General features: G+C 34.8%; 12 protein-coding genes and 4 tRNA genes. 13 read left to right on the plus strand and 3 right to left on the minus strand.

Annotated features, from left to right (window positions below; all coding sequences use genetic code 11):
- Nucleotides 1–65: 65 nt before the first annotated feature.
- Nucleotides 66–1,196 (minus strand): tRNA guanosine(34) transglycosylase Tgt, encoded by a 1,131-nt coding sequence (gene tgt / locus EYY60_RS00400; protein WP_109190358.1) that lies wholly within the window; start codon nt 1,194–1,196, stop codon nt 66–68.
- A gap of 388 nt (nt 1,197–1,584) precedes the next feature.
- Here tgt and EYY60_RS00405 point away from each other — a divergent pair, with 388 nt between their 5' ends.
- From EYY60_RS00405 to EYY60_RS00415, 3 genes are all read left to right on the plus strand, one after another.
- Nucleotides 1,585–1,881 carry a hypothetical protein gene (locus EYY60_RS00405; RefSeq protein WP_132987447.1) on the plus strand — a complete coding sequence of 99 codons (297 nt, stop codon included), beginning with the start codon at nt 1,585–1,587 and terminating at the stop codon, nt 1,879–1,881.
- 252 nt (nt 1,882–2,133) lie between these two features.
- Nucleotides 2,134–2,985: a transketolase gene (locus tag EYY60_RS00410; RefSeq protein ID WP_132987448.1), complete on the plus strand. Its 852-nt coding sequence runs from the start codon at nt 2,134–2,136 to the stop codon at nt 2,983–2,985.
- 72 nt (nt 2,986–3,057) lie between these two features.
- A complete protein-coding gene (locus tag EYY60_RS00415; RefSeq protein WP_132987449.1) occupies nt 3,058–4,011 on the plus strand; it encodes a transketolase family protein in 954 nt (317 codons plus the stop codon).
- Nucleotides 4,012–4,182: 171 nt separating this feature from the next.
- Here EYY60_RS00415 and EYY60_RS00420 read toward each other — a convergent pair whose 3' ends face one another.
- On the minus strand, nt 4,183–5,271 hold the full coding sequence (locus tag EYY60_RS00420; RefSeq protein ID WP_132987450.1) for an FKBP-type peptidyl-prolyl cis-trans isomerase: 1,089 nt from the start codon (nt 5,269–5,271) through the stop codon (nt 4,183–4,185).
- A 79-nt stretch (nt 5,272–5,350) separates the two neighbouring features.
- Between EYY60_RS00420 and EYY60_RS00425 the strand changes: the two genes are divergently transcribed.
- Together EYY60_RS00425 and EYY60_RS00430 are read left to right on the plus strand one after the other, a co-directional pair.
- Nucleotides 5,351–5,740 carry an RNA-binding S4 domain-containing protein gene (locus tag EYY60_RS00425; RefSeq protein WP_132987451.1) on the plus strand — a complete coding sequence of 130 codons (390 nt, stop codon included), beginning with the start codon at nt 5,351–5,353 and terminating at the stop codon, nt 5,738–5,740.
- Between the two features lie 123 nt (nt 5,741–5,863).
- Nucleotides 5,864–6,364: a phosphoribosyltransferase family protein gene (locus tag EYY60_RS00430; RefSeq protein ID WP_132987452.1), complete on the plus strand. Its 501-nt coding sequence runs from the start codon at nt 5,864–5,866 to the stop codon at nt 6,362–6,364.
- Here the strand turns inward: EYY60_RS00430 and EYY60_RS00435 are convergent.
- The gene (locus tag EYY60_RS00435; protein WP_132987453.1) at nt 6,356–6,874 is read right to left on the minus strand and encodes a shikimate kinase; all 519 of its coding nucleotides are present in this window, start codon (nt 6,872–6,874) and stop codon (nt 6,356–6,358) included. The two genes, EYY60_RS00430 and EYY60_RS00435, sit on opposite strands and share 9 nt — an antisense overlap.
- A gap of 127 nt (nt 6,875–7,001) precedes the next feature.
- Between EYY60_RS00435 and EYY60_RS00440 the strand changes: the two genes are divergently transcribed.
- The 8 genes from EYY60_RS00440 to EYY60_RS00475 form a co-directional block, all read left to right on the plus strand.
- Nucleotides 7,002–7,074, plus strand: a tRNA-Lys gene (locus tag EYY60_RS00440).
- Nucleotides 7,075–7,114: 40 nt separating this feature from the next.
- Nucleotides 7,115–7,187 (plus strand) — tRNA-Lys (locus tag EYY60_RS00445).
- A gap of 43 nt (nt 7,188–7,230) precedes the next feature.
- Nucleotides 7,231–7,313, plus strand: a tRNA-Leu gene (locus EYY60_RS00450).
- A 180-nt stretch (nt 7,314–7,493) separates the two neighbouring features.
- On the plus strand, nt 7,494–8,372 hold the full coding sequence (locus EYY60_RS00455; protein ID WP_132987454.1) for a hypothetical protein: 879 nt from the start codon (nt 7,494–7,496) through the stop codon (nt 8,370–8,372).
- Nucleotides 8,373–8,585: 213 nt separating this feature from the next.
- Nucleotides 8,586–8,658 (plus strand) — tRNA-Lys (locus EYY60_RS00460).
- A gap of 462 nt (nt 8,659–9,120) precedes the next feature.
- Entirely contained in the window at nt 9,121–9,714 is a 594-nt protein-coding gene (locus EYY60_RS00465) for a phage tail protein (protein WP_132987455.1), read from the plus strand.
- Nucleotides 9,715–9,772: 58 nt separating this feature from the next.
- Nucleotides 9,773–10,906: an ABC transporter substrate-binding protein gene (locus tag EYY60_RS00470; RefSeq protein WP_132987456.1), complete on the plus strand. Its 1,134-nt coding sequence runs from the start codon at nt 9,773–9,775 to the stop codon at nt 10,904–10,906.
- 14 nt (nt 10,907–10,920) lie between these two features.
- The coding region (locus tag EYY60_RS00475) for a beta strand repeat-containing protein (protein ID WP_208749440.1) at nt 10,921–13,134 on the plus strand (2,214 nt) is incomplete at its 3' end.

Consider the following 13,134-nt stretch of genomic DNA (forward strand, 5'->3'; position numbering starts at 1 on the left):
TAAGGTTTAATCGTTTATCTGTTTAATCGTTTAACCGAATAAACGATTAAACAAATAAACATATTTTAAAGTCTTTGGCTCATGTTTTTAACCATCATTTCTTTCCATGGTCTAAAATCTCCAGCTAAGATATGTTTTCTCGCCTCACGAACCAACCACATGTAAAAACCAAGATTATGAATCGTAGCGATTTGTTTTCCTAAATATTCGTTTGCTGCAAACAAATGGCGCAAATATGCTTTTGTATATTCTGTATCTACAAAAGTGTGCCCCATTTCGTCAATTGGAGAAAAATCTGCTTCCCACTTTTTGTTTTTGATATTGATTGTTCCGTTTGCTGTAAACAACATTCCGTTTCTCGCGTTACGCGTTGGCATAACACAGTCGAACATATCAATTCCTAATGCAATATTTTCTAAAATGTTAATTGGAGTTCCAACACCCATTAAATAACGCGGTTTGTCTTCTGGAAGAATTTCACAAACCACTTCAGTCATTGCATACATTTCTTCCGCTGGTTCACCAACAGAAAGTCCGCCAATTGCATTTCCTTGCTGACCTGCATTTGCAATATATTCTGCCGATTGACGACGTAAATCTTTATATGTGCTTCCTTGAACAATCGGGAAAAACGTTTGTTCATAACCATATTTATAAGGCACTTTTTCCAAATGATTAATACAACGATCCAACCATCGATGCGTCATGTGCATCGAGCGTTGTGCATATCTGTAATCACAAGGATATGGCGTACATTCGTCAAAAGCCATAATGATATCAGCACCAATAGTACGCTGAATTTCCATTACATTTTCAGGAGTAAAAAAGTGGTAAGAACCATCAATATGTGATTTGAACTTCACTCCTTCTTCCTTAATTTTTCTATTTGAAGAAAGAGAATAAACCTGATATCCACCAGAATCGGTCAAAATATTACGATCCCAATTCATAAATTTATGCAATCCACCTGCTTTTTCAAGAATTTCAGTTTGTGGACGCAAGTATAAATGATATGTGTTTCCTAGAATAATATCTGGATTAATTTCTTCTTTCAATTCACGCTGATGCACCCCCTTTACAGAAGCAACCGTTCCAACAGGCATAAAAATAGGCGTTTCAATTACGCCATGATCAGTAGTTATACTTCCCGCTCTTGCTTTTGACTGCGGATCTTTTTGTAATAAATCGAACTTCATCTGTTTCTTTTTTCAGAGCGCAAAGATAAGCTAATTTCAGGGAAATTTTAGCAATTAGACAATTTGTCAATTAGAAAATTAGCTAATGTTTTCTTAACATCTAATTTTCGATTTCAGAGATTACTTTTCTGCAATTCAAAATCACTATGGCGTTTCCTTCTGGGCCGGACTTTCCGCTATATTCCAAGATTAACAAAAACGATAGCCCAAAAGTCTTTTTTTTCTAAATCGGAAGACATCACTTCTGTCCCTTATAAAACGGATCTTTCAGAAAAAATCTGTCATTAAAACATTGCAATGTAAAAATTACAACAAACACATCTTTAAAGCATAACAAGTCCATAAATTTATTTTGTACTTTTATAAGTAAACAAAAATTTGAGAAATCATGATAAATGCAGAAGATAAAAACCCAGCAAAAGAAAATCAAATTGAAAATAATCTAAAAAACTTAAATTATCCAGCAAGCGAAGACATTTTCAATCACGACAAACTAGAAGATATCGATCCTGACGAAATCTCAAACGAGAAAATCATTAACCAAAACAATCACGAATGGAAACAAAACAGTGATAAACTTGGAAGTGATTTAGATGTCCCTGGTTCTGAACTTGACGACCAACAAGAAGAAATTGGATCAGAAGATGAAGAAAATAATTTCTACAGCGAAAGCGACACAAATTAATTTTTACATCAAATTTTCTGAAATTATTTTTCCACCACATATTAAGTGTATTTATAACATTTAAAATTGTTCTTATACGTTTAATTTGCTGCATAGCTTTTACATACAATTATCAATATCTCTTATTTTCTTCAAATCGATTAAAAAAAGCGCAAAAAAATATCACAATTGAGGCAAACTAAAGCAGAAAATCATTTGCCTCCCCGCAAAATAACAATTACTTTTGCTTCAGTTTAAAATTTTACATATAAAATGAAGCCTAACACACAACAATTAAGCGATTTAACGATCCAAGTAAGAAGAGATATTCTTAGAATGGTACATGCTGTAAACTCTGGACACCCAGGTGGTTCATTAGGTTGTACTGAATTTTTGGTAACACTATATCAAAATATCATGGACCGCAAAGAAGGTTTTGATATGGACGGAATTGGAGAAGACATCTTTTTCCTTTCGAATGGTCATATTTCTCCAGTATTTTATAGCGTTTTAGCACGTAGCGGTTATTTTCCAATTTCGGAGCTTGCTACTTTCAGATTATTGAATTCTCGTTTACAAGGACACCCAACAACTCACGAAGGTCTTCCTGGAGTTCGTATGGCTTCTGGATCATTAGGACAAGGTTTATCTGTTGCTCTTGGTGCTGCACAAGCAAAAAAATTAAACGGAGACAAACATTTAGTTTTCACTCTTCATGGAGACGGGGAATTACAAGAAGGTCAAAACTGGGAAGCTATCATGTATGCTTCTGCTAAAAAAGTTGACAATCTTATTGCAACTGTTGACGTTAACGGAAAACAAATCGACGGAACAACTGATGAAGTTTTAGCAATGGGAAGCCTTCGCGCTAAATTCGAAGCTTTTGATTGGGACGTTTTGGAAATCAAAGAAGGAAACAGCATCGACGCAATTATCGCTGGATTAACTGACGCAAAATCAAGAACAGGAAAAGGAAAACCAGTTTGTGTTTTATTGCACACAGAAATGGGTCACGGAGTTGACTTCATGATGCATACGCACGCTTGGCACGGTAAAGCACCAAACAACGATCAGTTGGCAGCTGCATTAGCTCAAAATTATTCTAAAGATCAAGTTGATTACTAAAATAGCTTTAAGCAGTAAGCATTAAGCTTTAAGCCTATTGCGTACAGCCTATTGCATATAGCAAAAAATAAAATGAAAAAATACGAAAATACAGGAAGTAAAGATACTCGTTCTGGTTTTGGAGCGGGAATGACTGAACTAGGTCAAAAAAACGAAAATGTTGTGGCATTATGCGCTGATTTGATTGGATCATTAAAATTTGATGATTTCAAAAAAAATCACCCAGAGCGTTTTTTCCAAATCGGAATTGCAGAAGCTAACATGATTGGAATAGCTGCAGGTTTAACAATTGGAGGAAAAATTCCTTTTACAGGAACTTTCGCTAACTTCTCTACAGGAAGAGTTTACGATCAAATTCGTCAATCTGTTGCTTATTCAGATAAAAACGTAAAAATCTGTGCTTCTCACGCTGGTTTGACTTTAGGAGAAGATGGAGCAACGCACCAAATCTTAGAAGATATCGGTTTGATGAAGATGTTGCCAGGAATGACAGTAATCAATACTTGCGATTACAACCAAACTAAAGCAGCAACTTTAGCATTAGCAGACCACCATGGTCCAGCTTATTTACGTTTTGGACGTCCAGTTGTACCAAACTTCACTCCTGCTGATGAGCCTTTCGTAATTGGAAAAGCAATTATGTTAAACGAAGGAACTGATGTTACGATCATTGCAACAGGTCACTTGGTTTGGGAAGCGCTTATCGCTGCTGAAAAATTAGAAGAGAAAGGAATTTCTGCTGAAGTAATCAATATCCATACTATCAAACCTCTTGATGAAGAAGCTATCCTTAAATCTGTTGCTAAAACAAGATGTGTAGTTACTGCAGAAGAGCACAATTACCTAGGAGGTCTTGGAGAAAGTGTTTCTGGAGTATTAGCTTTAAACAATCCAACTCCACAAGAATTTGTAGCAGTAAAAGATAGTTTTGGAGAATCTGGAACTCCTGAGCAATTAATGGAAAAATACAAACTAAACAATCAAGCAATTGTTGAAGCTGTAGAAAGAGTGATCAAAAGAAAATAATTTTTTTACTTTTCTTACTTTATAAAAAGCCCTCGAAAAATATTTCGAGGGCTTCTTTTTTATGCCTTTTTAAACAATCATATAATTCGAATAAAAAAGAAATTCATACCTTATTTTATTCCATAAAAAAACCTCGAAAAGTAATTTTCAAGGTTTTCTATTTTGCTTTTATTATTTCACACTATGATGATCTTTATCAACATGTATTCTTAATCTTCCTGGCGAAGTATAATCGCCTCCAAAAGCTGGAATACCCCATGTTTCAGTTTCATCAACATTTGGAGTGCTAGGATTATCCGGAATTGGATCAAAAGGATAATACTTGCTTATTCCTGTAAAAAGCGCACCTGTAGGCTTTGTAATTTCATAACGAGTTGTATAACCATCTCCATCATCATCAACATCTAAAAAGTCTGCAAGTCCGTCACCGTCTGTATCGTCTTTCATCCAAGCTGGCGGATTTGGATATCTTACCAAATCTCTTAAATCATAAACATAACCGTTACCATTACCTTCTTTATTAACATCTTCATAATAATCAGGAATTCCATCTGGTTCGGCAGTTACGGTTGTACCCACAATTTTAGTGTCATGATCCAATCTTAAAAGACCAAATAATTTAAAACTAAACACTAAACAAGAATAAGCTGGAATCTTATCTTGTGCACTTGCATAATAAGCCAATCCCGAAGGAAGAAACATTACACCTGCTCCATAATTGTCATAAGTAATCACGCCATCTGCTGCTGTTGTAGAAGTACCAGTCCTAAACTTTGGGAAAATCTCTCCCCAACCATCAATTACAGCCCCCGACGTGTACACAAATAAGTCAAATGTCGTACCATAACCATAAGAAGTATCAAATTGAGTCCCATTAAGCAAATTACCTTTGTAAGAAGCATAAATCCTATCTGTATTACATGGCGCCTCGCCCGTTCCTTTTCTTAATGTCAAATAGTAAACCGTATAATAAACATCGCGATTATAAACCTCTCTAGATTCTAACGGATATGTTTTTTGATCCCAGATCGAAGTCTGTGTACCTCCCGCAGGAATTTTCTCGATTACAATATCATAATCTGCGGTTACTTCTTTAATATAATTCGTCTTTAAATAATTTTCAATAGAATCCTTGTCTGCTTTATACTGCTCTTTATAATCCCTTACCTCAACTGTAGTTTCATCATCATCACCCTTGTTGCAGGAAACCATAGCAATACCAGCTAGTAATAAAATAAAATAATATTTAAATTTATTCATTATTGTTAATTTTTTAGGTGCGCAAGATACAATATTGATTTATTTTTGTAAAGAATTTAACTTCGATTTTAGAAAAATTATGAGAATAGATAAATACCTCTGGTGCGTGCGTTATTATAAGACCAGAAACATGGTCACCGAGGCATGCAAAAAAAATCATATTACTGTAAATGGGCAAATTGCAAAACCTTCTAAAGAAGTTTTTCCTACAGACAGAATTACCTTTAGAAAAGACCAAATAACACAAATTATCACTGTACTTGATATCCCTGAAAGCCGTGTAGGTGCAAAACTTGTCGATATATATCGCAAGAACGAAACTCCACCGGAAGCTTATGCACATTTAGAGTTATTAAAACTCTCCAAAGAACATTACAGAAAAAGTGGTACAGGAAGACCAACTAAAAAGGATCGTAGAGACATTGACGACTACGGAAATGAAATTTTCGACGAAGAAGATGACATCTAAATTTCAACAACAAAATTCCAAATTCCAATCTTGAAAAATCCATCTATTTACTTTTGGAATTTGGAATTTCAAAAATTGGAATTTTAAATTTTATAAATTTGTACTTTAGCAAAAAATAAAATCATGAGCAAAAACATCATCTTGACCAATCAGGAAATCGAACACAAAATCAAACGTATCGCTTATCAAATTTACGAAACCTTTGTTGACGAAGAAGAAGTCGTGATTGCCGGAATTGCTTCTAACGGATCTGTTTTTGCCCAAAAAATTGCCACTGCCTTGAGCAGCATTTCAACACTTAAAGTTTCGACTTGCGAAGTTAAAGTTGACAAGCAAAATCCGCAATTGCCAATCCAGACATCTTTAACCAAAGAAGAATACCAAAACAAAGGATTGGTTTTAGTTGACGATGTCTTAAATTCAGGAACTACATTAATATATGCTGTTCGTCATTTCTTAGACGTTCCGCTTAAGAAATTCAAAACAGCAGTACTTGTTGACCGAAATCACAAAAAATACCCTGTAAAAGCCGATTTTAAAGGAATTTCTTTATCTACTTCTTTATTGGAGCATGTTCAAGTTGTTTTTGATGAAAATGGCGATAATTATGCTTTTTTAAGCTAAGATCTTCAAAATATCCTCAACCGTATCTTCGACTGATTTATCATCAACCGACACTTTATGCTGTGCGTGGTTGTAATAAAAGCTACGGTCGAACAAATGCTTTGCGATAAACTCTTTCATTTCTTCTTCATTCATTTCTGCAATAAGCGGTCGTTTGCTCTTATTGTGAACTAATCTATTATATAATGTATCGATTGATGCTTTTAAATATATAGAAACAATATCATCGCTTTGAAGCAATAAATGATTATTAGCATAACATGGAGTTCCTCCACCAAGACCAATAATATAATTTTCTGACGATTTTAATAATTCGACAAACATTTCGTGTTCTAATTTTCGAAAATAAACCTCTCCATGTTTAGAAAAAATTTCATTTATGGACAAATTTGCTCTTTTTTCAATGCAAGTATCTAAATCCAGAAACGGAATATTTGTAATTTTTGACAAGTTTTGGGCAATTGTTGACTTTCCGCAACCCATATAACCTAATAACACTATTTTTTTCATATTAATAAATCCTTATAAACTAAGACATTGGGAACTTTTTGTAAAAAAAGACAAATTTATAATAAAAATGCTTGGAAACTTCGAAAATAACTCCTTATATTTGCACCCGCATTCAAGAAACGAATATGACTCGATAGCTCAGTCGGTAGAGCACATCACTTTTAATGATGGGGTCCTGGGTTCGAGCCCCAGTCGGGTCACAAAATTTGTGATTAACAAAATAAGTTTCTTGAAAGCAATGACTCGATAGCTCAGTCGGTAGAGCACATCACTTTTAATGATGGGGTCCTGGGTTCGAGCCCCAGTCGGGTCACAAAGGTCGGGTAATTTATTTTACTCGACCTTTTTTCTTTTTAGGCCATGTGGAGAAACGGTAGACTCGCCATCTTGAGGGGGTGGTGCTCGCAAGGGCGTGAGGGTTCAAATCCCTCCATGGTCACTATAAATTCTGAAAGCCTGAGAATATCGATTCTCAGGCTTTTTTTATGACTCCAACATTATTCTACCTTTCCAAACTACACTCCTTTTATTCACTGATTCAATTTACTGTAAGTATATTAATGATATATTTGTTTTAATGCTTAACAAAATACTATCAGCAATAAACAAGCTTAACAACATGAATGAAGCGATAAAAAGAATAATCTTAATCTTTGTGATTATTCCTCTCAAACTTTTTGCAAGTCCGCAAATGCCTGACTTTATCATTTATAAAAAAGACACTATTACAACTTACGATCTTATACTCGAAAAATATTTACAAAAAAAAGATTCCAAAAATACCAATACATTATTCGGATTAAGCTTTCGGAATAATTCTTCTTTAAATTGCTGGAGAGGTTATCAAGCTATTTATAAAATAGAAAATGACAGCCTATTCATTGTAGATATAATCAATTGCGGAGAACTAGTTAATAGAAAAATTGATAAAACTCAATCTTTAGAGAAACTTAAATCAATCTTTGGAGGAAAATTAAGAAACAACAAAGTACATATAGACTGGTTCGAAGGTATTTTAAATTTTCCTCGAACAAATGAATTATTACGATGGGATGGCGTTTTCTACAAAATATTCGAACAGGAAAAACTTCTTACTATTTCAAATGGAATCGTTCTCAAAACTGAAGATATTTCAAACTACATAGACGACCCCAAAAGAAAGGATAGAAGAAACGAAAAAAAGATTTCTGAAATTCTATTCAAAAAACTTAAAAAAGAAAAATGGAGAAATAAAAATGGTTTTGATTGCGGAAGTAAATATTTTGTCACTATTGATCAAAACGGAAATGTTTCAAAAGTTCGAATGGCTTATACAGATCAAGAAATTGAAGAATTTTACGAAAAAGATGAATTAATATTTTGCACAAATAAAATACTTAATGCCTTAAAACCTTTAAAATTTGACATTATAAAAGACAAAGGAAAACCAATATCAGAAGACATTTATATCGAAATCTTCTTAGACATCAATGGCAAAATTGAAAACAGGACTCGCTAAGACAAATTTATTAGAACTAAACACTTAGATCTTCAAATATCATAACTTGACCTTAACGACTTTACATCAAATCACAAAAAAATAAAAGACTAATTACACTGTAAAATAGACTCTTATCACTCTTCTTTAAATTTATTGCAAAAAAGCATTAAAAAAAGGCTTCAAAACCTAAAAAAAGTGCTTATATTTGCACCCTCAATCGAGAAAAACAATGACTCGATAGCTCAGTCGGTAGAGCACATCACTTTTAATGATGGGGTCCTGGGTTCGAGCCCCAGTCGGGTCACACAAGGTCAAGTATTAATTTACTTGGCCTTTTTTATTTTAGACCATTTAAAGAAACGTTAGACTCGAGATTATAAAGGGGTCGCGCTTAGGTTCAAATAATGCCATGGTCACTTAATTGGATTGCTTTCTCTTTAAAATTGCGGCCATAAGTTCTACAACTCTCTTTCATCCTCCAAAGTTTAAGATTTAGTTCTTAACTGAACACCCTGCTAAATCAGCTCATCTACAAAACTGCATATTCTTTTTTTTATAGCATTTAATATTTTACTGGAACTTCTGAAAATTCATCCTTTGATTGAAATGTACGGTTTTACTTTAAAACGGGTATAAATACCTATTTTAAAACACTAGTAATCAACTAATTTTGTGTTGTTGTAAGAATAGTCGGTTCATTATTCTGTCTGACTAATTATTAACAAATCAAAAAAAACCAACATTAATCAATTAAAAATTAAAAATTATGAATGAACCTTTCTTAGGAGCAATTATGGCTTTCGGATTTACTTTTAATCCTAGAGGCTGGCAAACATGTAGTGGTCAATTGATATCAATAGCTCAAAACACTGCTCTTTTTTCATTACTTGGCACTACTTATGGAGGAAATGGACAAACTACTTTTGCTTTGCCTGATTTAAGAGGTCGCAGTATGATAGGTGCTGGTAATGGACCTGGCTTAAGCCCTGTCGTTTACGGGCAAATTGGTGGAACTGAAAATACTACACTAACAATAAACAATATGCCACAGCATAATCATCAGCTTATTCCTGGAACTTTAGCAGGTCAGGTAAATTTAGCTACTAATGCTCTTGCTTATACTGGTGGAGCAAATACTAATGAGACTGATAACGGTACTAACTTTTTAGCGGCAGCTGGTGCAACTCCAAATATTTATAGTGAACCAAGTGCAAATACTACTAAAGTTGGAGGTATAACTTCAAGTATATCAGGCTCTACAGCTATCGCTGGAGGCTCACAGCCATTTAGTATTAGAGATCCTTATTTGGGTATTAATTATTGTATTGCTATGGAAGGAATTTTTCCTTCAAGAAACTAATATTTAAAGTATAAAACAGAGGTGAAAAAATTTTACCTCTGTTTTTTAATCTCATTTCATGGATAACGAAATCAAAATAGGAATCTTAATTCCAAAGTCACAACAGTATCCCAGACTAGATAAAGACTTTATGAGAGGATTAAAACTTAATGCTCTTAATGTAAAGATATTTGTCGAAAATATTGGTATTGGTGCAGACGAGAAAATCATAATTGAGAAGATTCAAAAAATGCATTATCAGGAAGATATCTCAATTATCATTGGTTTTTTTGGACATTATAAAATAACAGAAGTATACCATTATACTTCAAAAAATGATATTTTACTTTTAGCCGCAGATCTTGGGGCAACTCTACCCTATGAAAGCGTAGCTCAAAAGGGTGTCTATATCAATTCATTTGGATTAAGTGAATCGTGCTTTCATTTAGGCACGTATTTCACAAACAAGAATTATGAAAAAATTGCTACCGCGACTTCTTTTTATGATTCTGGTTATGGTCTTCTTACTGCAATTGAGTATGCATTTAAAAAAAACACTAATTTTTCAGGTCATTATATCACTCCTTTTGTACCTAGAGAAAACGAGGCTATACATATGAATTATTCCATTGACAATCAAAAACCTGATGCCGTTTTTGCGTTCTATAGTGGTTTATACGCCGAGGAAAGTGCCGATTTTATAAGTAAAAATCAAATTACACAAAAGTATCCGTTTTATGTTACTCCATTTTTCATAAATGATAAAATTTTAGAAGAGTACAAAAGCAACCCTTACGATCTTTATGTAGTGAGTTCATGGATGCTAAATGACACTGAAACATTAGACTTTACTAATGAATATTTCAATACCTATTCAGAGAATCCATCTGCCTTTTCAATTTTAGGATATGAAAACGGACTTATATTAAAGAATATACTTGAGAATACAACCAGTCTTAATATAAACTCTTTAATTGAAGCCACTGCACAATTAAATATTGCCGGACCAAGGGGAACTATTCACTTTGACAAGGAAACAAACAGGACAATATTTAATCATCACATCTACGAATTAAATTTAGATTCTCTTAATAATATAAGCTTTAGAAAAATTGAAACATTGATAAATGACGGACATTTTATTAAGGCTTTTACTTCAACTACAAGACCTGATAACTTAAGCGGCTGGCAGAATGCTTATCTATGTCATTAACTAAAACCTATGTTATGAAAAAAAAACTACTCTTATTTATTACGCTCTTTTGCTTTTTTGGCATGTTCCAAAATGCAAAAGCGCAGACTTTAGCAGCTGGCGATATAGCCTTTATAGGCTTTAATATTGGAGGTCCAGATGGCTTTAGTTTTATTGCTTTGAAAAATATTCCTGCTGGTGAAATCATCTATTTTACCGAAGAAGGTTTATATAGCGGTGGCTGGGTAAACAGTTTTGAACCTCATATAAAATGGACTGTTCCTCCGGGCGTAACCTGCGGTAAAATTATTTCTGTCATTGAAAGTGCGACACCAAATGTTTTTACAGTAACAGGAGGGTCAGCTGGTGATTTTGTAATTAATCCTACAGGCCCAGTTAATAATTTTAATTTATCGGCAGGAGACCAAATGCTCGCTTATCAAAGTGCTGATAATTCGATGAGACCTGCAATTTCTCCAAGTACTATAACATTTATAGCGGGAATTCATGGTGATTACAATTCTCTAAATTATGACAGTACTACACATTGGAATAGTGCTGCGGTAACAACTACCGGAGGTGGTGCCGAAAGTATAATACCACCAGGATTGACAGATGGCGTTAATTGTATCTCTCTATTTCCGGGAACAACTGAAACAAGTCAGTTTTTTGCAAAATATAAAGGCAATCTGACAGGTACATCCTCTGCTATAAGAACGAGTATCAATACAGTTAATACCACTAACTGGGATATTGTCGCTGCTGATCCGGGAATTTTACCTAGTAATTATACTCCAAATATAACTTGTGCATCTTTGCCAACTGTGGCTTCAACATCAGCTTCAAATGTTAAATCACTCTCTGCAACATTAGGCGGTAATGTAACTGCTGATGGTGGAGATTCTGTAGTTAGAGGAATTGTTTGGGCAACAACCGCAAATCCAGTTGTTAATACCAATACTACAGTTTCAAATGGAACTGGTACCGGTATTTATAGTGCCACAATAACTGGACTTCCTGCTGGTACGTTAATTCACTTTAGAGCTTATGCAACAAATAGTGCAGGAACAAGCTATGGTAACGATTTAACATTTACTACCGGAGCAGCATTAACTGTGCCTGCTACTCTTAGCAAAACAGATGTAAGTTGTTTTGGAGGCAATAATGGTACTGCCACTGTTAGTGGTATAACTGGTGGAACAACGCCTTATACCTATGCATGGTCACCCTCTGGAGGAAGTAATGCTACAGCTAGCAGCCTTACAGCAGGGCCTTATTCAGTGACTGTTACAGATAATGAAGGAACACAAATAACCAGAAATGTCACAATAAATCAACCTGTAGCCGTACTTAACGGTACTGCATTAACCACCCAGGTTTCATGTTTCGGATTATCGAACGGTAGTGCTACAGCTAATCCAACTGGCGGCACTCCTGGCTACACTTATTTGTGGTCTAATGCACAAACAACGCAAACTGCAACTAATCTTGCTGTTGGTACATATAGCGTAACGATTACAGATGCAAATGGCTGCCAGAAGATCATCAATAATATAAATATAGGAGGACCTAGCGCAGCATTAAGTGCAACTCCTTCTTCAACTCCGGTTACATGTTTTGAAGGTTCGAATGGTACTGCTAAAGTTACTCCGGCTGGAGGTACTCCTGCCTATACTTATCTTTGGTCGAATGGCCAGACAACACAAACTGCAACTGGCCTTACTGTTGGAACCTACAGTGCAACAATTACAGATGCTAACAACTGTCAGCTTACTGTAAATAATATCGTTGTAAGCGGTTCTGCTTCTGCAATTTCAGGAACAACTTCTACCACTCCTGTTTCATGTTTTGGAGGTGCAAATGGTACAGCTACTGTAACTCCTTCTGGAGGTACTGGTCCTTATACGTATTCATGGGCTCCATCAGGCGGAACTGCAGCAACAGCAACAGGTCTTGTAGCTGGTACATATAGTGTAACCATTACAGATAATTTAGGCTGTTCTGAAACCATAAACAACATTGTTGTTGGTGGTCCTGCAACAGCGATTTCTGCCACAAATTCTACAACTTCAGTTTCATGTAACGGAGGAGCGAATGGTACAGCTACTGTAACTCCTTCTGGTGGCACATCTCCTTACACATATTTATGGTCTAATAATCAGACAACACAAACTGCAAATGGCCTTGTTGCCGGAACCTATTCTGTTACCATAACAGATGCAAACTCTTGTACAAAAACAATAAATAAT

The organism is Flavobacterium zhairuonense, assembly GCF_004352915.1.
GTDB classification, from domain to species: Bacteria; Bacteroidota; Bacteroidia; order Flavobacteriales; family Flavobacteriaceae; genus Flavobacterium; species Flavobacterium zhairuonense.

Coding starts and splice junctions, on each gene's coding strand:
- tgt (WP_109190358.1), bottom strand. CDS start 1,196: ATGAAGTTCGATTTATTACAAAAAGATCCGCAGTCAAAAGCAAGAGCG.
- EYY60_RS00405 (WP_132987447.1), top strand. CDS start 1,585: ATGATAAATGCAGAAGATAAAAACCCAGCAAAAGAAAATCAAATTGAA.
- EYY60_RS00410 (WP_132987448.1), top strand. CDS start 2,134: ATGAAGCCTAACACACAACAATTAAGCGATTTAACGATCCAAGTAAGA.
- EYY60_RS00415 (WP_132987449.1), top strand. CDS start 3,058: ATGAAAAAATACGAAAATACAGGAAGTAAAGATACTCGTTCTGGTTTT.
- EYY60_RS00420 (WP_132987450.1), bottom strand. CDS start 5,271: ATGAATAAATTTAAATATTATTTTATTTTATTACTAGCTGGTATTGCT.
- EYY60_RS00425 (WP_132987451.1), top strand. CDS start 5,351: ATGAGAATAGATAAATACCTCTGGTGCGTGCGTTATTATAAGACCAGA.
- EYY60_RS00430 (WP_132987452.1), top strand. CDS start 5,864: ATGAGCAAAAACATCATCTTGACCAATCAGGAAATCGAACACAAAATC.
- EYY60_RS00435 (WP_132987453.1), bottom strand. CDS start 6,874: ATGAAAAAAATAGTGTTATTAGGTTATATGGGTTGCGGAAAGTCAACA.
- EYY60_RS00455 (WP_132987454.1), top strand. CDS start 7,494: ATGAATGAAGCGATAAAAAGAATAATCTTAATCTTTGTGATTATTCCT.
- EYY60_RS00465 (WP_132987455.1), top strand. CDS start 9,121: ATGAATGAACCTTTCTTAGGAGCAATTATGGCTTTCGGATTTACTTTT.
- EYY60_RS00470 (WP_132987456.1), top strand. CDS start 9,773: ATGGATAACGAAATCAAAATAGGAATCTTAATTCCAAAGTCACAACAG.